Source organism: Blautia sp. 1033sp1_1033st1_G9_1033SCRN_220408, assembly GCF_040929965.1.
Lineage (GTDB): Bacteria > Bacillota > Clostridia > Lachnospirales > Lachnospiraceae > Blautia_A > Blautia_A ammoniilytica.
In genome coordinates this window covers 130074-151973 of sequence record NZ_JBFKZO010000004.1, presented here as the reverse complement: position 1 = coordinate 151973, position 21900 = coordinate 130074, and the positions used below count along the sequence as shown (strand labels likewise).

Annotated in this window: 20 protein-coding genes; 9 read left to right on the top strand and 11 right to left on the bottom strand. The window is 41.6% G+C overall.

Annotated features, from left to right (window positions below; translation table 11 throughout):
* Nucleotides 1–29 precede the first annotated feature (29 nt).
* A complete protein-coding gene (tagD, locus tag AB5916_RS04935) occupies nucleotides 30–434 on the top strand; it encodes a glycerol-3-phosphate cytidylyltransferase (protein WP_368189537.1) in 405 nt (134 codons plus the stop codon).
* Between the two features lie 79 nt (nucleotides 435–513).
* Here tagD and AB5916_RS04930 read toward each other — a convergent pair whose 3' ends face one another.
* Together AB5916_RS04930 and AB5916_RS04925 are read right to left on the bottom strand one after the other, a co-directional pair.
* Nucleotides 514–1257: a glycosyltransferase family 2 protein gene (locus AB5916_RS04930; protein ID WP_368189535.1), complete on the bottom strand. Its 744-nt coding sequence runs from the start codon at nucleotides 1255–1257 to the stop codon at nucleotides 514–516.
* A 2-nt stretch (nucleotides 1258–1259) separates the two neighbouring features.
* The gene (locus AB5916_RS04925) at nucleotides 1260–2642 is read right to left on the bottom strand and encodes a sugar transferase (protein WP_368189534.1); all 1383 of its coding nucleotides are present in this window, start codon (nucleotides 2640–2642) and stop codon (nucleotides 1260–1262) included.
* A 206-nt stretch (nucleotides 2643–2848) separates the two neighbouring features.
* Between AB5916_RS04925 and AB5916_RS04920 the strand changes: the two genes are divergently transcribed.
* The 6 genes from AB5916_RS04920 (at nucleotide 2849) to glgD (ending at nucleotide 11442) form a co-directional block, all read left to right on the top strand.
* On the top strand, nucleotides 2849–5611 hold the full coding sequence (locus AB5916_RS04920; protein ID WP_368189532.1) for a glycosyltransferase: 2763 nt from the start codon (nucleotides 2849–2851) through the stop codon (nucleotides 5609–5611).
* 331 nt (nucleotides 5612–5942) lie between these two features.
* Nucleotides 5943–7265: a UDP-glucose/GDP-mannose dehydrogenase family protein gene (locus AB5916_RS04915; protein ID WP_158422872.1), complete on the top strand. Its 1323-nt coding sequence runs from the start codon at nucleotides 5943–5945 to the stop codon at nucleotides 7263–7265.
* 223 nt (nucleotides 7266–7488) lie between these two features.
* Entirely contained in the window at nucleotides 7489–8763 is a 1275-nt protein-coding gene (locus AB5916_RS04910) for a glycosyltransferase (protein WP_158422873.1), read from the top strand.
* Between the two features lie 57 nt (nucleotides 8764–8820).
* The gene (locus AB5916_RS04905) at nucleotides 8821–9027 is read left to right on the top strand and encodes a hypothetical protein (protein ID WP_368189531.1); all 207 of its coding nucleotides are present in this window, start codon (nucleotides 8821–8823) and stop codon (nucleotides 9025–9027) included.
* 134 nt (nucleotides 9028–9161) lie between these two features.
* Entirely contained in the window at nucleotides 9162–10304 is a 1143-nt protein-coding gene (locus tag AB5916_RS04900) for a glucose-1-phosphate adenylyltransferase (protein ID WP_368189530.1), read from the top strand.
* 1 nt (nucleotide 10305) lies between these two features.
* Complete coding sequence (gene glgD, locus AB5916_RS04895) at nucleotides 10306–11442, top strand: glucose-1-phosphate adenylyltransferase subunit GlgD (protein ID WP_173728810.1); 1137 nt, start codon at nucleotides 10306–10308, stop codon at nucleotides 11440–11442.
* Nucleotides 11443–11588: 146 nt separating this feature from the next.
* Here glgD and upp read toward each other — a convergent pair whose 3' ends face one another.
* Nucleotides 11589–12218: a uracil phosphoribosyltransferase gene (upp, locus tag AB5916_RS04890; RefSeq protein ID WP_158421934.1), complete on the bottom strand. Its 630-nt coding sequence runs from the start codon at nucleotides 12216–12218 to the stop codon at nucleotides 11589–11591.
* 269 nt (nucleotides 12219–12487) lie between these two features.
* On the opposite strand from upp, the gene AB5916_RS04885 reads away from it, so the two are divergent.
* Entirely contained in the window at nucleotides 12488–13840 is a 1353-nt protein-coding gene (locus AB5916_RS04885; protein WP_368189528.1) for a uracil-xanthine permease family protein, read from the top strand.
* Between the two features lie 153 nt (nucleotides 13841–13993).
* Here the strand turns inward: AB5916_RS04885 and AB5916_RS04880 are convergent, their stop codons facing one another.
* The 4 genes from AB5916_RS04880 to AB5916_RS04865 form a co-directional block, all read right to left on the bottom strand.
* Nucleotides 13994–15025, bottom strand: a complete 1032-nt coding sequence (locus AB5916_RS04880) for a M42 family metallopeptidase (protein WP_368189526.1) — start codon at nucleotides 15023–15025, stop codon at nucleotides 13994–13996.
* Between the two features lie 142 nt (nucleotides 15026–15167).
* Nucleotides 15168–16319: a DUF6591 domain-containing protein gene (locus tag AB5916_RS04875; protein ID WP_368189525.1), complete on the bottom strand. Its 1152-nt coding sequence runs from the start codon at nucleotides 16317–16319 to the stop codon at nucleotides 15168–15170.
* 73 nt (nucleotides 16320–16392) lie between these two features.
* Complete coding sequence (locus AB5916_RS04870) at nucleotides 16393–17403, bottom strand: SPFH domain-containing protein (protein ID WP_368189524.1); 1011 nt, start codon at nucleotides 17401–17403, stop codon at nucleotides 16393–16395.
* A 12-nt stretch (nucleotides 17404–17415) separates the two neighbouring features.
* Nucleotides 17416–17754, bottom strand: coding sequence for a TM2 domain-containing protein (locus tag AB5916_RS04865; protein ID WP_368189522.1), 339 nt, complete (start codon nucleotides 17752–17754; stop codon nucleotides 17416–17418).
* A 156-nt stretch (nucleotides 17755–17910) separates the two neighbouring features.
* Between AB5916_RS04865 and AB5916_RS04860 the strand changes: the two genes are divergently transcribed.
* Nucleotides 17911–18177 (top strand): helix-turn-helix domain-containing protein, encoded by a 267-nt coding sequence (locus AB5916_RS04860; protein WP_173728800.1) that lies wholly within the window; start codon nucleotides 17911–17913, stop codon nucleotides 18175–18177.
* A 94-nt stretch (nucleotides 18178–18271) separates the two neighbouring features.
* Here AB5916_RS04860 and AB5916_RS04855 read toward each other — a convergent pair whose 3' ends face one another.
* The 4 genes from AB5916_RS04855 to AB5916_RS04840 form a co-directional block, all read right to left on the bottom strand.
* The gene (locus AB5916_RS04855) at nucleotides 18272–19057 is read right to left on the bottom strand and encodes a MerR family transcriptional regulator (protein WP_368189520.1); all 786 of its coding nucleotides are present in this window, start codon (nucleotides 19055–19057) and stop codon (nucleotides 18272–18274) included.
* A 561-nt stretch (nucleotides 19058–19618) separates the two neighbouring features.
* Nucleotides 19619–19804, bottom strand: coding sequence for a hypothetical protein (locus AB5916_RS04850; protein WP_368189518.1), 186 nt, complete (start codon nucleotides 19802–19804; stop codon nucleotides 19619–19621).
* Nucleotides 19805–20472: 668 nt separating this feature from the next.
* Nucleotides 20473–21414, bottom strand: coding sequence for a helix-turn-helix domain-containing protein (locus AB5916_RS04845; protein WP_368189517.1), 942 nt, complete (start codon nucleotides 21412–21414; stop codon nucleotides 20473–20475).
* A gap of 150 nt (nucleotides 21415–21564) precedes the next feature.
* Nucleotides 21565–21879, bottom strand: coding sequence for a DUF3784 domain-containing protein (locus AB5916_RS04840; RefSeq protein WP_368189515.1), 315 nt, complete (start codon nucleotides 21877–21879; stop codon nucleotides 21565–21567).
* Nucleotides 21880–21900 lie beyond the last annotated feature (21 nt).

Here is a 21900-nt window from a genome sequence, read left to right as displayed (position 1 = left end):
TCATGAAATTGATTCAGTGAGGACAGATTATGAAAAGAGTAATTACATATGGGACCTTCGACCTGCTGCATTACGGCCACATCAATTTGCTGCGACGTGCCAAGCAATACGGCGATTACCTGATTGTGGGACTTTCCACAGATGAGTTCAACTGGAACGAAAAGCAAAAGAAATGCTATTTTTCATATGAAAAAAGAAAGCAGCTTCTGGAAGCTATCCGTTATGTAGACCTTGTGATCCCGGAAGAGAACTGGGAGCAGAAGATATCTGATGTTAAGGAATATCATATCGATACTTTTGTAATGGGGGATGACTGGGAAGGAAAATTTGATTTTCTGAAAGATTACTGTGATGTAATCTATCTGCCTCGCACCCCTGAGATTTCCACCACTCAGATCAAAAAAGACCTGACAGAGAAAAAGACACCAAAATAACCGGACAGAGCCATCCGTAGTGATGACTGCTGTCCGGTCAACAATACATATTTGGTAACTGTTTTTACCCGCAGTTACCTTATTTTTTTCTGTATTTCCATAGACCGTGCAAAGCATAAGAAATAAAAAAGCAGGTGCTTTTCACAGGTCCATACCCAACATAACGGTACACATGGTAAGTCATTCTGGCGGATTTCAGCTTATTTCTGGATTTTCCTCCTTCAGAGAGGCGATATTTCAGGTAGGGCCTGTCGATTCCTACTGCAGGTCCATATTTCTTCAGAATCTTCAGCCAGGTAATATAGTCCTCATGGCTGTCATCATGCTCCATGGGAAATTCTAAAGCAGCCTCTTTCTTTACCACAACAGACGAACAGTTAATACTGTTATGACTTAACAAATCCCGATAAGTGACAGTTTCTTTTACCGGAATGTATCGACCGGTATCTGCACCGGAAGAGTCCATCAAAGTGCGTCCGGTAGAACATAACACCCGGCCTGTACTCTTCAGCTGCTTTAGCTGTGCCGAAAGCTTACCTTCTTCCCACCAGTCATCTGCATCGAGAAAAGCGATGTATCTGCCTCTGGCTTCTCTTACACCACGATTTCTGGAACCTGCCGCTCCTAAATTGGATGAATTACGAAAATACCGAAAATTCTCCCTGCCTTCATACTCTTTCAGAATCCCGGCTGTACCGTCCCATGATCCGTCATCGATTACCAACAATTCCAGGGATACATCCTGAATGAAGACAGACTCTATAGCCTGACGGATGTATTTCTCTCCATTGTATACAGGCATGACCACAGATACTTCAGGCATTCTCATTCTTTTCCCCTCTCATCTGTTGAATCCTTAAGGGCATTCTTCTGCTTGTCATCCACACCTTCGGATACTTCCTTCTGAAAAAAGATCTTCACAGTCATGAATAAAAGCTTAATATCCAGTACAAAAGAATAATTCTCAATATAAAACAGATCCAGCTTCAGCTTATCGTAGGGGGTTGTATTGTACTTCCCGTAAACCTGGGCATAACCGGTAAGTCCTGCCTTAACTTTCAAGCGGTAATAAAACTCCGGTATCTCCTTTTCATATTCCTGCATGATCTCTGTACGCTCCGGCCTTGGTCCCACCAAAGACATATCCCCTTTAAATACATTAAACAGCTGGGGAAGTTCATCCAGATGGAGATTCCTCAGTACATGCCCAACCGGTGTGATCCTGGAATCGTGCTTAGAAGCAAGACGTGCACCATTTTTCTCAGAGTCCACCCGCATGCTGCGGAATTTGTAGATCATAAATTCTTTCCCATCGCAGGTAAGCCTGCTTTGTGTATAAAACACCGGGCCGTGATCATACAATTTCACTATCAGTGCAATGATCAGCATAATCGGCGAAAGGATGAGCAAGCCAAGACCAGACACCAGAATATCCAACATTCTTTTGGCAGCTCTCTGCTCCACGGACAATCCCATATTCCTTGACATAAGAAGCGGTGTATCAAACAAATGGATCCTGTCTGTACCGATCAGAATAATATCAGAAATCTTAGGGCTCATATAACATCTGATAGAATGGGCAAAGCAATATTTCAGATAACGGTTGCGCACTGCAGATGGCAGATCCCAGATGATCACGCCTTCATACTCTTTCATCATCTGATGGATCCGTTCTTCTCCTTCACGAATATGAACTTTACCGCTGATATCATATTTGTCACGTCTGGAATTCATCTTATGGATCAGATCATCACCTGGATCCCTGTTACCGTAGATCACCAGAAGCTTCCTAGCCCGATACAGCCTGGAATAAATATATCTGGATCCCCAGATCCATATAATGATCAGAAGCAGCTGAACCACCGTCATGCTGATCATTGGCTTAACTTCCAAAAACCAGCGGTTGATCAGTGTGATCTGAAAATATACTACCACATTCGTACATATGGTTGCCAATGTTAGTGAATAAAATACATCGATCCTCTTCAGATAGCCAACCTTCAGGCCACCGTACAGTCGTGAAAACATGGTATTGATCAGTGCATAAATTGCGATCAGTACCCAGTTACCTCTTCGCCAGAATGGCTCGTCGATCCGGATCCTATAAAAATCATACCACACATATGCAAACACTGCTGCCTGTGCCAGAATGATCAGACTTGCAAGGCAGAACACGATAAACCGTTTATAATCTTCTCTTTTACTCACGATATCCCTCTTCTGTTTCTTTTGCTTTCATTGATGTCTTTTGTCCTGACATCTGTTATTCTTTGTATTATAGCGAATATATATCCTTTCGTCCAGTCTATTTTCCTGTATCCTGTGCCGTTGCGGTCTTGTGATAACAACCGATAACCGTTATAATAGGAACTATATGATGTTGGGAAAAAAAGCAACGGAACAGGGGGCAATTTATGAACACACCTAAAGTCAGTATTATTCTGCCGGTTTATAATGTAGCAGAGTTTCTTCCTGCATGTCTGGACAGCCTGCTTGACCAGACTCTGGATCAGTTAGAGATCGTAGCGGTCAATGATGGAAGCACCGATACAAGCGCAGCTATCCTGCAAGCCTACCAGGAAAAATATCCTTCCAAACTTTTTGTTTACACAACCACAAACCATGGGGTAAGCCATGCCCGCAATTACGGTTTTTCCAAATCCCATGGTGAATATGTATGGTTTGTAGACAGTGATGACTTCATCCAGCCTTCCGCATGTGAACAGCTGTACACCAAGGCGGTTCAGGATGACAATGACCTTGTGTTATTTTCATACTATAACATAGATATGAGTTCCGGTAAAAAGACTCCATTTCCCATGCGTCATCACAACCAGAATTTTTCATTTTCCGAAAAGCCATATGAAATGTCCATTCTTTCTCCCTACCCATGGATCAAACTGATCCGGAGAGAGCTTTTTGAAGGCCTGGCATTTCCGGAAGGAATCCGTTTTGAAGATCTTCCGGTGGCATACCTTCTGGCTGCCAAAGCACGTAATGTGGGAATAATAGATGAATGCCTTTACAATTACAGGAAAAATGTTGGTTTTCTCGGCAGCCTGACCCCCGCCACTGCCGATATTAAAAAAGCAGTTATTTACCTGAAAGACTGCATGAATTCCCTGGGCTTTCTTGAAACCTACAGAACCGAGATTGATTTCATCACCATCCGGCACTTTTTTTTCCGTTTCTGGAAGCTTCTCACCAACTATGAAACCGAAAAAAAGGATCTGAAGCTTGATCTTATCAACCAGCTTTTTGATTATATAGATGCCTTTCTGCCAGATTGGCAGAATAATCATTATGTAAAATACGCACTTCCGGATCACTTGTTCCAGTTGCTTTATCTTTACGGTTCCCGCAAGGAAATGCTTCATTTTGTGAACACCTGTGACGGAATGTCCCCGAACCAGCAAAAGGCATGGCTGAAAGATTACAAGGCAGGTCATAATAACGCTTATATTTTCAGTGAAGATAGACTGATTGATCAGGAACAGCCTGCAAAAGAATCCTATCTGGCTTCCAATACCAGGGTTTTGCCTGAACCTGGCTATATTTTCCTGGAATCCATGGATGGGCAGGATATCCATCCGCTTTTCCTTACCCTGCTTTCCGGCAGCTTTGCGAAAGGAACCCGGGTCTTTCTTTCCCTTACCGCCAAAGCACGTCCTGTATGGCAGAGACTGAGCCAGTCCTATCAGCTGGATACCTCCTGTGTTACCTTGATTTCCCCTGACTCTGAAGATTATGGGATTGCCCTTGCGCAATGCGGCAGGCTGATCACAGACCAACCTCTTCCCTGGTATTTCCATAAGGGTACAAAACAGAGGCATATCCTTCTTTGTACGGAAAGCCTGATTCCTGTTACCAGTGCCAACTGCCTGACTTCCAGACATGATCTGGCCAAATGGCAGCATACCATGTTTACCTGTGATCTTATTGTTTTCCCAAACAAAGATATACTGGAAAATTATATGGAGCACACCATGATAGCGGGGATCTGCCACACAGATACTTACTTTTCCACAGATAATGCTGCTCTTTCCACATATTTATTGAAAGAACTGTGGACACCAGTGGATCCTTCTCTTCCCATATTTACGGAGGCTGATATCTTTCGTCAGAATGAAGGACTGGCAGCAGATACAAAACTGCTGTTCTGCTGTCCTTTGTTTGCAGGAAAAGACCGAAAACAGACCTTTCACTATGTAAGAAGCTTCACTGATGCTTTATATCAGCTGGACAATGACTTAACGGACAAGCAGATCCTGTATCTGGCTCCTCCTCCCGGATACCAGGTGGATTGCAGCAGTTTCAAACATATACGCCTTTTGCCGATCCAGTATTCCATTACAGATCTTATCCGGTCCTGTGATGTATTGATCACCGATTACTGCAGCATTCTGATGGCAGACTGTAATTTGCCAACATCCGTTCTCCGTTTTTTACCTGAAGATGATCCATATCCATTGTCGTCTTCCCTGCAAAAAGCCTTGCAATTTGTCCCGGCTTGTACCAATGCACCTGCGCTGATCCGCCAGCTTCAGGCCACTTTGTCAGTATCGGATGCTTTCGCTTCTGATATGTTACAGGCAGCAAAAATGCCTGAATCCCGGGAATTGTCCAGTCATCCCGGATCCGGTGATTTATCACAGAATGATACGACTGTCCCATCCATAAAGGAGCATATCCTGTGGTTTACCGGCCGCAAAATATCCTCTGAACAAATGGATCAATTGAGCAGCTTTATATCCCAGCATCCGGATGCTCAGGTTTGGCTTTCCTATAATGTACTTCAGGATCCTAAGGCAGAAGCATATCTGAATATCCATTTTCCGGACATCTGGTATCTTCCTCTTCGGATGAATCCAGCCAGAAGCCTTTTCTGGAAAATATCCAGCTTCTTTATTACCCGGCTGGGGCTGGCCTCTATTTACCCTACCGGCAGGATGCTCCGCCTGGGAAAACAGGCATACACCCGTTATTTCGGTCCTGTTTCCTTTGACCAGGTATTTATCCAGGCCACAGACAATCTGCAGACCATTGCATTTTGTGCAGCTGCTGCCCCAAATGTAAACTGTAACTTAAAAACGCTGGGGGCAGATGTCTCCTTTGCCAAACGCTGCCAGACTGTCTTTGCCCATCGACTGGCAGGAAAAGAACCGGGAACAGGGTAACTTTACAACACATCTTAAATGTGCTACCCTTTTTAGATCGTAACTGTTCTACATTCCTACAGTTACTTGTCAAGATGTACTTCCATTCCCTTTGGCGGTGACATTTTAATTCAAGAATGCCTCGGCATTCTTGCTGCGAGGTGCGCGTCATGCAATTGCATGACATATTTCTCCTGCGCACCTCTGCAATCCTGCCGGAGGCTATATCAGCTGGGGGATTGACTCCCACCACTGATACCAGCTTGTTTCTCATCACCTATAGAGGTGGGAGTCATCTCCCAGCTAATATAAAAATCCACGAAAGGACCGCAAAATGCGGCAGGCAAATAATATGAAAATAGCAGTTGCAGGTACAGGCTATGTAGGCCTTGTGACAGGAGTTGCCCTGGCCAACGCAGGCCATCATGTAACCTGTGTAGATGTTGACGAACATAAAATCCAACTGATGAAGCAGGGGATATCCCCTATCTACGAACCAGATCTGGAGCCTTTGATGCAGAAAAATAAAGAACGGCTTTCCTATACTACGGATTATGCCAGTGCCTATCAGGATGCCCAGGCCATTTTTGTAGGTGTTGGAACCCCAGAAAAAAAGGATGGCTCTGCGAACCTGAAATATGTATATACAGTGATCGACCAGATTGCCCAGACCCTGGATACTGATTGTGTAGTTGTGATCAAATCCACAGTTCCTATCGGTACCAACGACAAAATCGAAAAGCGGCTGACCCAGCAGATCACTGCCAGAAGAAGCAAGCTGGGGCTGTCTCCCATCCGTGTGGAAATCGCCTCAAACCCGGAATTTCTTTCCCAGGGCACTGCTGTAAAAGACACTCTCCATGCTTCCCGCATTGTCATCGGAGTAGAATCTGACTGGGCACGTGATCGCATGAAGGAAGTTTATCAGGAATTTCATCAGCCTTTTGTATTTACAGACCGCAGAAGTGCAGAAATGGTAAAATACGCATCCAACGATTTTCTTGCACTAAAGATTTCATATATCAATGAAATTGCAAACCTTTGCGAACTTCTGGATGCCAATATTGAAGATGTGGCAAAGGGTATGGGCCTGGATCCACGCATTGGCAACAGATTCCTGAAGGCAGGGATCGGCTATGGCGGCTCTTGTTTCCCAAAGGATACCAAAGCTCTTCACTGGGTTTCCAATTATTATGAAAAAGAACTGAAAACGGTTAAAGCCGCTATTGAAGTAAATGACATCCAGAAAATGAAGCTTCTTAAAAAGAGCCACAAATACTATGATTCCCTTGAAGGACTGAAGGTAGCCGTTCTGGGGCTGACTTTTAAACCGGACACAGATGATCTGCGGGAAGCGCCTTCCCTGATCAACATCCCCATCATGCTGGATGACGGAGCCAGGATATTTGCCTGGGATCCCATCGGTATTCCGAATTTTAAGAAATACTATCCGGATGAGATCACCTACTGTTCTTCCATTGAGGAGACCTTAAAGGATGCGGATATCTGCTTTATTTTTACTGAATGGGCTCAGATCCGGGACTTTGATATCCTCCGCTACAAAGAGCTTATGACCCACCCTATCATCCTGGACGGACGTAACTGCTACCCTTCCCATAACTTTAAAAACACCGGCATTATCTACGATTCTGTAGGGCGCCGTACAGTACAATAAAAAGGACTGTTTTTGACATGCAATATTGGTAACTGTTCATTCAAGAATGCCTCGGCATTCTTGCTGCGAGGTGCGCGTCATGCAATTGCATGACATACTTCTCCTGCGCACCTCTGCAATCCTGCCGGAGGCTATATCAGCTGGGGGATTGACTCCCAGCTGATATACTCACATTTGCCAATATTTTTCAATCACTGTTTCTGTATGGAGATAATAGACAATTATGAAATTAAGTGTAATCATCCCTGTCCATAACGCTGCACCCTATTTGCCGGCATGTCTGGACAGTGTACTTTCTCAGGATCTTACAGATCTGCAGGTGATCTGTGTGGATGACGATTCCACTGACCAGTCAGCCCAGATCATCACTAATTACACACACAAGGATTCCCGTGTGATGCTGATCCGCCACCCTATGACCATGTATGCAGGCTCCTGCCGTAATACGGGTCTGGTTGCTGCTACCGGTGAATATGTGCATTTCCTGGATTCTGATGACATTGTGGAAAAAGGTGCATATCGCCGTTATTATCAGCTTGCCAAAGAAATGGATGCAGATATGGTCAAAGGAAAAAGCCGCTGTTTTGATAACGCCACCGGCCAGATTTCCTCTACCGCCATCCTTCGTTTTTCCGGCCTTCCGGAAAATTATTATGGCAAAGCAGTCAGTTTTTCACAGAATCCCAGTGCCTTCAGCCATGTAAGTGTTGTTCCCTGGAATGGAATTTACAAAAGACAGTTCCTTCTGGAGCATCGTCTCTGGTTTAATGACTTTATCTGTGTAAATGACCGTTCCTTCTTTAACGAAGTATCCCTTGCGGCAGACAGGGTGGTATTTACCAAAGACCGGCTTGTAAAATACAGGATCAACAACAGCCAGTCCCTGGTAGGAAACAGAGCACGTAATTTCCAGTGCCAGTTCCGCTCTTTTGCCTTGATCCGGAAACAATGCCAAAAGTACAATATTACCGGTGCTGCTCTTGCAGAAATCCTGAACCGGGAACTGACAGACCTTTTTATCTGGTACCGTAAATACAGGAATGTCCCGGAAGTACAGGAAAGCATTGTCTCCTCCACTACAGAATTTGCCCGCAGCCTGGATATTCTGCCTCTGAAGGACTATCCTCCTGTTTTTAAATGGTATTATGATTATCTGCTGCTGACCCAGGATCATATTCTTACTATTGCACTCCATTTAAGCAGTTCAGCTGAGCAGCTTACCAAGTGTATGGAAAGCATCTTGCTTCAGGACATGCCCAAATTCCGGGTATATGGTATTGCCCCTTCCGGCACAGATACTTCTGTATACCAGTCTTTTATGGACAAAGACACTCGCTTCTGTGGGGTTCTTCCTTCTTCCGGAGATATTCCCAAAGAGAATGTTTATTTTCTGGAACTTAAACCCACAGTTCTGAAGGATGCCGATACCTTTCAAAAGCTGATCCGCCACTCCATGGAAACAGCTAAAAACATGGCACCTGTAATTCTTACCCTTTAAACAATTATTTACAATCATTCAGAAAGGATTTTTATTATGGCATTTAATCCACTAAAAATGATGCAATTCAAAAACGCCTGGGATGGATTTACCCAACGTCATCCCAAATTTCCGCAGTTTATGGCTGCTGTACAGCAGCATGGGATCCAGGCAGGTTCTATTATCGAGGTTCAGATCAATACTCCTGATGGCAAAAATTTTACCACTAACCTTAAGGTATCTGAAGAAGACATCCAGGCCCTCCGCAGTCTTCAGGATATGTAATCAATTTTTCTCAAATTTTATATATTTTTTGCACAAAAATATGGAAATCTGCACCAATAATATGTATAATATACTTAAGAATATTGTTTTTTATATTCATAAAAGCATCCAAGAAATGAAAGTGAGGGCTCACTATGAAGCAAAACAGCATGTTAGCGATGATCCTGGCCGGAGGGCGGGGAAGCCGTCTCCACGAGCTTACCAACAAAGTGGCAAAGCCGGCAGTTTCCTATGGTGGAAAGTACCGTATTGTAGATTTTCCTCTCAGTAATTGTGCCAACAGTGGTATTGATGTTGTAGGCGTTCTGACCCAGTATGAATCCATTCTGTTGAACAGTTATGTAGCAGCAGGAGGACGCTGGGGACTTGATGCCAAAGACAGTGGTGTTTATGTACTGCCGCCTCGTGAAAAAGCAGATGTAGGACTTGATGTTTACCGGGGTACCGCAGATGCCATTTCCCAGAATATTGACTTTATTGATTCCAGATCTCCAGAATATCTTCTCATTCTGTCCGGAGATCATATTTATAAAATGAATTATGCTCAGATGCTTGCCTTCCACAAAGCAAGCAAGGCTGATGCCACTATCGCAGTGATTGAAGTTCCTATTAAAGAAGCAAGTCGCTTCGGTATTATGAATACAGATGGCGAAACTGACCAGATCGTAGAATTTGAAGAAAAGCCGGCAGAGCCGAAGAGCAATCTTGCTTCCATGGGTATTTATATTTTTAACTGGAAGCTGCTCCGCAAAATGCTGCTTGCAGATATGAAGAATCCGGATTCCAGCCACGACTTCGGTAAAGATATCATCCCCACCATGTTAAACGACGGAAAGCGCCTGTTTGCTTATCGCTTCAAAGGCTACTGGAAGGATGTTGGTACCATCGATTCCCTTTGGGAAGCAAACATGGATCTTCTCAGCCCGAACAATGAGCTGGATCTTAATGACCCTACCTGGAAGATCTATACCGAAGATGTAACCACCCTGCCTCAGTATATCGGTCCGGAGGCCAGTGTAACCAATGCATACATCACTCAGGGTTGTATTGTAGAAGGGGAAGTTAAAAATTCTGTTCTATTCACAGGCTCCAAAGTACGTCCCGGAGCAAAGGTGATCGACAGCGTACTTATGCCAGGCGTTGTTGTAGAAGAAGGCGCAGTGGTGCAGCGTGCCCTTGTTGCCGACAATATCCACATTGGTAAGAATGCTGTGGCAGGCAGTGCAGACAGCGAGCACATCGAGCTTGTTGCACAACGTGTAAAGGGGGCTGAATAATATGTATAGCGCATTTGGCATTGTAAACTCATCACCTCGCAACATCCTTGTAGAAGGACTTCAGGATTTTCGTCCGATCGGTGCCTTCTCTTTCCTTGGAAGATACCGTGTGATCGACTTTCCGATCTCCAATCTTAGCAACAGTGATATCGACCGGATCCAGGTATACATGGATAATAATAAGCCCCGTTCCCTGATCGAACATGTTGGCACTGGTCGTCACTACAACATCAACTCCAAAAGCGGTCATCTGCAGCTTCTTTTTTCAGGTGCCAGATCCTGGAGAGATGTATATAATACAGATATTGCAGCTTATATTGAGAATATGGAGAGCATTGAGAAGATGCATCACCCTTACGTAGTGATCCTTCCCAATTACATGGTTTATTCACAGGATTTTGACACTCTGATCGGCAGTCATATTTCTTCAGGAGCAGATATTACCCTGCTGTATCATACCATTGACAATGCCAAGGAATCCTGTCTTCACTGCAACATCGTGAATCTGAACCGTCAGAAGGGTGTGCTTTCCATTGAGCCTAATCCTGGAACAGCAAAGAACCGTAATATTTTCATGGATACCTATATTATGAAAAAAGACCTTTTCGTCAGCCTGGTCAAAAAGGCGGCTGCCTACTCTTCCATGTTCTCTTTGTTGGACATTGTAAATGCAGCATGCACAGGTCAGATCGAAGGCATGGATCTGGATGTACGTGGTATCCCTCACAAAGGCTTCTTTGCACCTATCACAGATTTCCGCAGCTATTATGATGCTAATATGGCTCTGATCAACATTAAAGAGGCCCAGAACCTTTTCGGTGAAGGATGGCCAATTTATACCCGTACCAATAACTCCTGCCCTACCCACTATATGGATGGTGCAGACATTCGCAATTCCATAGTATCCAACGGCTGTCTGATTGAGGGTACTGTAGAGAATTCCATTATTGGACGTGGCTGCGTGATCAAAAAAGGAGCTGTTATCAAAAACAGTATTATCCTTGCAGACACACTGATCGGTCAGGATGTTCATCTTGAGAATTTTGTAGTTGACAAGCATGCCAGACTGATCCGTGAAAAGGAGATCATTGCACCAGTTGGTAACCCTGGATACATCAAGCGCAGAGACACCTTATAATATGCTCTAGTTTTTTCGATAATACATAAAGGACTGGATGCACTGTGGATCTCAGGTTCGTATATGACCTGAGATCCTGGATGTGCTCCAGTCCTTTTTTATTAATTGCTCGCAACTGTAAAAATACTGAACAGTTATAAGCACTCTTATTTAGTTCCGAAAATACGATCTCCCGCATCTCCCAGTCCCGGGCAGATATAAGCATTCTCATTAAGTTCACGATCAAGATGCCCAATATATATCTGCACATCCGGATGTGCTTTGTGAAGCCTTTCCATTCCCTCCGGAGCTGCGATAATAAACATGCATTTAATATTCTTTCCACCATGCTGTTTGATAAAGTCAACGGCTGCCACTGCAGAACCGCCTGTGGCAAGCATAGGATCTACCAGAACGATCTGTCTCTGCTCAATAGGATCCGGAAGCTTGCAGTAATATTCGTGAGGCTCATGAGTCACAGGATCACGATAAAGTCCAATATGACCGATCTTTGCAGATGGGACAAGCGTTGTGATGCCATTTACCATCCCAAGGCCTGCACGAAGTACAGGTACAACTGCCAGCTTCTTGCCGGAGATCATCGGAGACTGACATGTCTCAATAGGGGTTTCAACCGTAACGTCCTCCAGAGGAAGATCACGAAGTGCTTCATATCCCATCAGGATAGCAATCTCTTCGATCAGCTTACGGAACTCATTTGTTCCTGTATTTTTATTGCGGATAATCGAAATCTTGTGTTGGATCAGCGGGTGATCCATAATAAATACGTTCTCCATTTTCTCTGTTTTACCTCCATGGTTTTATCCGGTACAGCTCCTCTTGCAGCTGTACATTGTCTTGGGAATACTGATAAAATCTTACCTCACTTTTCATATAAAGTCAATCATTGTAAAATATTGCCGTATCCTTTATAATACACACAGTTGCCGTAGGCCTGTCCGGCGGCAGACGCATCATACTTTATAAGGAAGGACAGATTGCCATACATATATTATGGCTTTTCTCTGTACCTTTATGCCCATATACAGGGCAGATAGGAGGATTTATGAAATTCAGAATCGAAGGAATCTACGATGCCAGAAAGCTTGGTATCCCCCAGATGCTTATCCTGGGACTTCAGCACATGTTCGCTATGTTTGGCGCCACCATTGTGGTACCCATCCTGGTGAATAACTACTTCCACGGAGAAGGACTTACTGTTCAGGTTACTCTTTTCTGTGCAGGTTTCGGTACTCTTTTATTCCACGTTCTTACAAAGATGAAGGTTCCCGCTTTTCTTGGCTCATCTTTCGCATTTCTTGGAGGCTTTTCCACAGTTGCAGAGCTTGATACCGGTATTTTCAAAAATATGAGCTATGGTGAAAAGCTTCCTTATGCATGTGGCGGCGTAGTTGTTGCAGGTCTTCTTTACCTTGTGCTTGCACTGATCATCAAGCTGATCGGCGTTAAACGTGTTATGCGTTACCTTCCACCGGTTGTTACAGGACCAATCATCATCTGTATCGGACTTAGCCTCACTCCTTCTGCTATCAACAACGCATCCCAGAACTGGATCCTTGCATTAATCGCACTTGCCACCATTATCTTCTTTAATATCTGGGGTGTTGGAATGTTCCGTATTATCCCTATTCTGATGGGTATCATTGTTTCTTACATCGCTGCCCTGATCATGAATGCATGCGGAATGACCAATGCAGACGGAAGTGCTATTCTCAGCTTTGCAGGTGTTGCATCTGCTCCTATTGTAGGTGTACCAAAATTCTTTCTTTGCAAATTTAACCTGACCTCAATCCTTGCTATGGCACCGATTGCCATTGCTTCCATGATGGAACACGTAGGTGATATTTCAGCTATTTCTGCTACTGTAAACCGCAACTACATCGAGGATCCAGGACTTCACCGTACACTCCTTGGAGACGGTCTTGCAACTGCCCTGGCAGGCTTTGTAGGCGGTCCTGCTAATACTACTTACGGAGAGAATACCAGTGTTCTTGCGCTCAGCCGTGTGTATGATCCAAAGGTCATCCGTCTGGCAGCCATATACGCAGTGATCCTCAGTTTTATTCCAAAGGTTTCAGAGCTCATTGGCTCCCTTCCGTCTGCTATCATCGGTGGCATCAGCTTCATCCTTTACGGAATGATCTCAGCAGTGGGTATTCGTAATGTGGTAGAGAATAAGGTGGACCTGACCAAATCACGTAACCTGGTGATCACAGCAGTGATCCTTGTCTGCGGCCTTGGCTTCTCTAATGGTCTTGCCTTTACTGTTGCAGGTGCACACATCACCCTGACAGGACTTGCTCTCGCAGCAATCGCTGGTATTGCATTAAACGCCATCCTTCCTGGCAATGATTATCAGTTTGAATCTTCTAAAAAAGAAGTAATGGAAGACGACTGATCCTGAATCAGATTATAAAATAAATATTATATTATAAAAATCCCTGGAAGCAACTTTCTGGTCAGCGATATATCAGACCAGAAAACTACTCCGGGGACTTTTTTATTGATATGATGCCAGGGATCCAGCATCTTTATATTGGTTTATAGCCTTTTACAATAAATACGCGGTAAGAAGCTTTAATGTATTCTCAGCCCCTTTTCTGTGGGAACGCTCATATCCATGGGACGCATATACTCCCGGTCCGATCAGGCCATGTTTCAGATCGTAGCCGGCCTTTAAAGCCGCATCTACATCAGACCCATAATGTGGGTACACATCAACAGCAAAATTGATCTGATGGGCTTTTGCGGCATTAACAAGGCCAGTAACCACCTGATAATCATAAGGTCCTACACTATCCTTAGCGCAGATGGAAACCATAGTCTCATCACAGCCAAGCCCTTCTCCCACGCAGCCCATATCTACAGAAATCATCTCTGTAACATCCTCTGGAATGGAAGCGCATCCGCCATGTCCTACTTCTTCATAAGACGTAATCAGCAGATATACCGTTCTTTCCGGCAATACATTCTCTTCCTTCAAATATTTTGCGAACCCCAAAAGGATAGCTGTACTGAATTTATCATCTAGGAAGCGACTCTTGATAAATCCACTGTCTGTCACTTTGGTTCTAGGATCAAAACATACAAAATCCCCTGGCATTACACCCAGCTTTTCCACATCCTCTTTGGAATGTACCAGTTCATCCAAAATGGCCTCCATTGTGTCATAAGTACGCTTTGTATCGCTGTATTCACCATTTACATGGATAGAAGCGTCCGTCAGCTGAAATGTTGCGTCATATTGACTTCCGTTCCTTGTAAAAACTCTGCAGTTCTCTGCTTCTGCATTATTCGCATTCATTCCTCCCACATTAGTCAGCTTCAGCCTTCCATTACTTTTGATCTCTGTAACCATAGCTCCCAATGTGTCCATATGAGCTGCCAGCATAATGCTGTTATCCTTTGTTTTTCCTCCAAGATTCACCCTGACAGCGCCTTTATTGGTAAGCTCCGGGGAATATCCCATTTCTTCCAGCTCTTGCTTCACAAAGTCTGCTGCCATGTGGGTAAATCCACTTGGGCTTGGTATCGCCAGCAGTCTCTTCGCTGTCTCCATGATGTAATCTGTATATCGGTTCATATCTCCTCATCCTCATCTTTCTTTATTCTGTCACAGAAAATGGCTGTCCATGATATTAGGACAGTCATTCCTCTTTCTTATGATAGAGTATAACATATTTTCCAAGCTGATATGGAGGAAATTTATAAAACCTATACTATTTTTACTGAATAAATTTTGCCAGTTTTTGATTAATGCGTGTTTGTACATCCAGATAATATGCTGCTTCTGTTGCATTTAAGTTCTTACTCTCCCATGCCTCAAAATCTTTCATTGCCTGTGCATACTTTGCTACATAATCTGCATATTCAATTACCAATGTTGGATCTGCTCCATTGGACTTTTCATACTTATCCATAAAGTCACAATATTGGTTCATAAATTCTTCATAGCTGTCCATTGCCTGCTTAAAATCAGAATGCATTCCATCCACCAGCTCTGCACTATCCTGAGAATTCGAATTATCTGCTTCTGTTTCTTGCTCAGTTTCAATCGTAACATCTGATGCTTGCTCAGGTGCTGAAGTTACCTGATCTGTTGTATCAGTAGCATGTGTTTCGCTGGCTTTATTAAGTTCAATGGTCATTACATTATTTCCCACATAAGTCAGAGATAAACTATTTCCAGCTGCATCATCTGCTGTATAATATCTATCCCCCTTCTCATAATCAACAGAAAATCCTTTTTCTGCGCATTGGTCCTCATAAGTACCAAAATCATCAATGGAAGTTTCGCCAACATAAATATAGCAGCCTGTTGTATCATCTCTGGTCACCTTACCAATAGTAGATGCGGGCATTGGAAGTAAATTTGCAATTTCACTCTTAGGCCAATTCAGATTTCCCATTTCGATCGGTGCAGATAATTCTATTCGCATTGTATCATCATAAAGATGTAACTCCACCTCATATCCATTTTCATCAAATGCAGTAAAATCATTTCCTGATGTATTAATGTCTATGGTATAGCCCATATCCTGACATTGTTCAATATATTTTTTATAATCACTTCCCTTAACCTTATTCACTTCCAGTTTGAAGCCATCACTACTGTTACTGATGATCTCTCCTGTTTTTGATTTTGGTTTAGGTAATTGATCACATAACTGTATTTCCTCCCAATCAAATTTCTCTTCTTTTAAGTTATTTAATTTTGTATATCCCCCGATTGCAACCACAAGAATTAATACAAAAAACCAAAAATGCTTATAAAAGGGTTTCTTATTCCGTGCCCCGCATGATGGGCAAATCTTTGCCTTTTTGGGAATTGGTGTATTACAATTCCTACATAATACCATTTTTTGTTTCTTAGACATATTCCGTTCCTCCCTTTGATTACTTAAAATTATTACTTTTCATTAGTAAAGCGGGCATTCGCAATCCGCTTCGCTACTTGCTCATGAACGCAGTCGCTTCGCGATCTGCGTTCAAAATACGTTTTTTTTCTATTTCAAATTCTTCCTGGGTCAGAATGTTGTCGTCCAGCAGACTTTTTAGTTCTCGCAATAAATCTACCCTGCTTTTTGTCTCACTGTTTCGACCTGTCATATCTTGAACATTTTTTACTATCGTATTGCCAAATGCAACTCCTGCCCCCAATCCAGCCAGACCTCCTTCCTGTTTCACTGCATCTCTCATAGCCCTGGCGGTTTGATATTGCATAAAAGAGTCCATATCATTTTTTGTAATCCCAATTCCAGATTGTTCATCTATCAATTTTTCAACCGTTTCTGGAAGAGAAATGCTTTCAATAATTACGTTATTAAATAGAATTCCGGTTTCTTTCATCTGCTCGTTTAGCTTGTCCTGCATATCAGACGCTAATTTCCGATAGTCTGCCGCTAATTCTAAAACAGATACCTCAGCCTTGCCAATTGTATCTGCAAATATTTCTGTTACCATTGAGGACAAATATTCAATAATATCAAAGGTCATCACAATTCCTCTTGTTCCAAATATTTCTTTCATAAAAAGTGATACATCTTTGATCTTGAATGCAAACTTTCCAGTGGCTCTAATTCGAGCAACCTGAAAATCCTTATCTCTTTTCAAAATTGGTGTTTTTGTGATCCATTTATTATCAATAAACTGACGTGTACTAACAAAATACACATCTGCGATCACTGGTGACACAAATAAATAAGGAAAGGCTTTCAATTTTGTTAATACCGGAAAATTCTCTGTATTTAATGAATATGTCCCTGGTGTAAGAATATCTGCCAGCTTACCACCTTTTAGGAATACAGCGCACTGACTTTCCCTTACAATCACCTTCGATCCTTGCTTTAATTCATTATTTCCACTTTCCCGATTGAATTTCATGACCAAAAGCTTATTGCTTTCATCCTCATATTCGATCACATCCAGAAACTGATCTTTTATAGTATCCCAAAATCCCATAGTTTCCCCCTATTATTGTAAAAGCAAATCAAATTCGTCTCTGAAAGATCCTGTCGCTATGCGTACAATATCTATAATCCACCCTATACCCAGTACCCCTCCAGTACATAAATAAAGAACTCCAGTTCCTGCTTTTCCAACATAAAACCTATGTACTCCAAGCCCTCCCAGGAATATGCATAGCAGCAATGCTGTCGTTTTATTTTTCTGGCTGATTCCATATGTTATTTCATTTTCTGGTAGTTTTTCCGAGTAAACAGATTCCTGTATGTTCTCCTTCTCCGTGTATCCACAATAGCTGCACATGTCTTCCTCCATAGCAGCGCCACATACCGGGCATTTTTTCTCCATGTCAATTCCTTCTTTCCAATTAAAATCCCGTTAAACCATACGCACATTTGTTAATAAAAGATACTTTGCGTAGTTTATTTTATAATATCACTCATTGCATTCTCGTGCAATTATTTTTCATCAATCCTGTCTACAATATTTCAAAGAGGTGCAATTATGAAAAATGCAGAAAGTATTGATCGAATTATTCAAGTAAAAGATATTAACATTGGAAAAAATATATCTGTACTGCGCAAGGCAATGAAAATCAAGCAGACTGACATGGTTGCCAGACTTCAAATATATGGCTTAGATATCTCCATCTATTCTTATAACCGTATTGAGAAAGGTACCCAAAATCCTACCGTATCTTTTCTGTTGGCCTGCTGTCAGATACTGAATTGCGATGTAAATACATTATTTGATTTCCATCCTATTATTTAATAATTTTTTATCATCATGTACACAGTTAAGCAGCCTGTCGAATCTGCTTAACTGTGTTTTTTCTTTATTATCTTATCTGCACGCTCCGATATTTTTATACTGTTATTTTCTTTTCAATATAATTCAGTAGATCTTTTGTCTGCATAATTGCAAACCGTACCTTATCATAATCCAACAACTTATCTGCCTCAAAAATTTCTTTGGCATATTCACATATACATCTTACCTTGTTAAGTTTTTGAATCATTCCAGACTCCATTCCAAATTCCTTCCTCCTTTCGCATATTTTAATATTTGTCATCAAATTGTCTTCATCCCATTCCTCACCATTGCCCCATTCAATTAGCATTTTCATGGCTTTCTTCATTACCTGTTCCGTATCATATATTGCATATCGAAGTTGTCCTAACTGAAGCTGCTGATATGCTTCATCAAGTCTTTTTCTCAATTGATTTATATCGCTTATATAATTTTCATTCCTTCTTGAGCTAACACGATTTTTCAATAAACTAATCTGCTCCAAATAAGTTTTATCGTTGTTTTCCTCTGGTATTGGCGGCATGCCATTTTCAGCTATCCACATAATAAATTCGTTTTGTTGCTGTAATTTTAAAATCTCATTTCTATTTTTCCGAATTTTTAAGTACATCCACTTATCTCGCTTATCTTCGGTCATTCGTAAAATCTGTTTGATACACTTTAAATCCCATCCCATTTCTTTATATATCATAAGTTCCCATAATTTCCTTAATGCCATCTGATCATACATACGATAATTATTTTTCGTTCTTTTCACTTTAATCACCCCCTCATCGTCATAATACTGAAGTGTTCTCCTGCTTACACCAGCTAGTCTGCTTACTTCATTTACTTTTTTCATTACGGCCTTTCCTTTCTCCGCATCAAAAACATACCCTACCACGTTAACGTGACAGCAATACATTTTTTCGGAACATGTACACTTTGGTTACATAAAAGGCCTTGTATTTTTTGCGAATTATAAATCTATATTGCTTAATCTTTTCTTCATAGCAAATTTCCTAAAAATCCTGCGCCATCCGCAGGATCCCTGTTCTCACTCGTCTTATATTTGTCTTATAGTGTATCTCTCTTCTACTTCAAGTGATTTTATGATATTCAAGAATGCCTCGGCATTCTTGCTGCGAGGTGCGCGTCATGCAATTGCATGACATACTTCTCCTGCGCACCTCTGCAATCCTGCCGGAGGCTATATCAGCTGCAAAAAAATGATTGAAAACGCTTTCCAGAAAATTTTTCGTACTGCCACAGGTCTTCACCTGCTAAACAGCATGCTTCTGGGGAATATGTAATACAGCGCACAAAAATGGAGGCTGTCTATTTATTTACCGACAGCCCCCTGCACAAATTTTGTATGATGTAAAGATATAGTTACTTTTTCTCTTATTTGTGTAAATTTATTCTACCAGTACATTTCCACATACTCTCTTGCTTCTTTTTCGGATACTGAGAAGTCTTTCATTATACCCTGAATCACATCTATCTTACTCATATTAAATCTTTTGCATACCTTAATATTGACGGAGATTCCTTCTTGCCTGCCCCTTTCCACGCCTTCATTTACCAATTCTTCTAATGCGTTGCACATATTTCTTTCTTTCTGCTTTTAAAGCGGGAGTACCCCATGTATCTTGAAGTCCTATGGCAATACTGCAAGCAGGCTTTTTGAAATATGCCATATTAAAATACCGAAACAGGCCGTCATTCAATATATTTGTTAGCAAAGCAAGCTCTGTTATTGAATTCTTTTTCAACTGTTCTATTCTCATATATTCTCATAATCGAAAAAACAAGGTCAAAATAGAGTCACGGGAATCTTTCTGGAAATTTATTATATGAAGTACCATCCATTTACCAGCTGTTTTTATAACTGAACCGAAATGTAAAATAGAAATGAAAGCACACAGAAAAAAACCAGAAATATGGGTGCTACCATAACGGTAGGCGGTTAGTCCTTCAGCAGAGGGACTGTGACCCTCTGATTACATAGAAACTCGAAAGAGAATCCACTGGAAAGGAGGGCTAAGCCAATGAGTATTGTGGACTTTATTGCAGTCGTGAGCTTCGGCATCACCTGCTTTTGTGCCGGATACACATTCGGCAAAGATAATAACAAGACACAAAAATAACCGCCCCAGCCTCGCAAACTGAACGGTTATTTTTAATCAATTAAGTATGTGGACTAACCGTCTATCGGTAGCACTCTTTTTCTATAATCATATTAGCACGCATGTGTGAAAATGTCAAAAATTTTCTTCATTCTTGGTTATTAATCTCCTTGATCAACTGTACTGCCTTCTCTGCATCATCGGTTTTCACAAATATATCCACACCATATATTCCAAATCCTGGTGCCCCATGCATTGCAACATTCGCACCTGCTTCCTGAGAAAAAGCTGCTATTCCATTTTGCTTTAACATTTCTACAAGTTGTTCTGTCTCTACTGTATTCTGTGCATTATAAATTTTTGTCCATTCTGTCTTAGATGGGGAAGTTTCTTTTCTCTCCTGGGCATTTGATGAGTTCTGGTTTCTTTTTCGATTAATAAATGCTAAGAGCCTAAGAATAATAAATGCCACAATAGTAATACCAATCAAGAATCCCAATGCTAATCGTGTTATCTGTGTTTCTGTAGCTCCCATTCTAAATAAACATATACCATAGATGACTGTAAAAATCCCTGCACATATCACACTGGTGAGAAAATCTCGCCATATAGTAGCACTTTGGAGCAAACATTTATCCCATATTCCATTATACACCATAATAGATGCATACAAGATTCCTCCTGCTAAGGCAGTTGCAGTCTCTCCTAAAACCAAGCGAATATCCACCGTTAATAACATCTGAATAATAATCGCTAACACACTAATCACAAACATTGATGCAAATGCAAGATTTCCAGTCTTTAATGCTTTTTGTTTCACCCATTCTTCATACACCGCAACTTTGTCCAGTGTTTCTTTCATCTCTTTATTCATAGTCTGGCTCCTTTCTCCATCCAGGAGCTCTCTCATCTCAACATCGTAATACTCAGCAAGTTGAACAAGTATAGCAAGATCTGGCATATTTGTTCCTGTTTCCCATCTGGAAACTGTTCTTGCAGATACCTCAAACTTCTCAGCAAGCTGCTCTTGTGTAAGATTCTTTTCTTTACGACATTGCTTTAAAAAAGTTCCAATCTTTTTTGTATCCATGTCTCTACCTCTCTTCCACTTACAGCTTACCAATATTCACCAAAATTACCACGACATAAAACGAGAATTCGCTAATTTTCAACCAGACATCGTATGTCTAAAACAAATTAACGGTATTTTCACCTCGAAAACATTCTATTCCTCTATAAATTAACTTTCTCTTTTATGTCTGTCTATAAGCAACTGAATAAACATAACAAACCATATCGCCCATGCAATTAAACAACCGATTTCCGGATACCAAATGCCTATAATCATTCCTGCAATAAAAGGAATTGACATAAATATCATTCTTTTCCCATACACCTTACACATAGCATTTTCATCATATTTCTTTCGTTCTTCTGCTGATTTCATATTATAACCAGACAAGAATTTAGATGCTTGTCCCTTTGACCTATAAAACCATATTCCAAATAAAAACATAATCACTGCCATTGCAAAGTCAAAAACAATATAGAACATATAATGCTTCCTTTCAGTCGA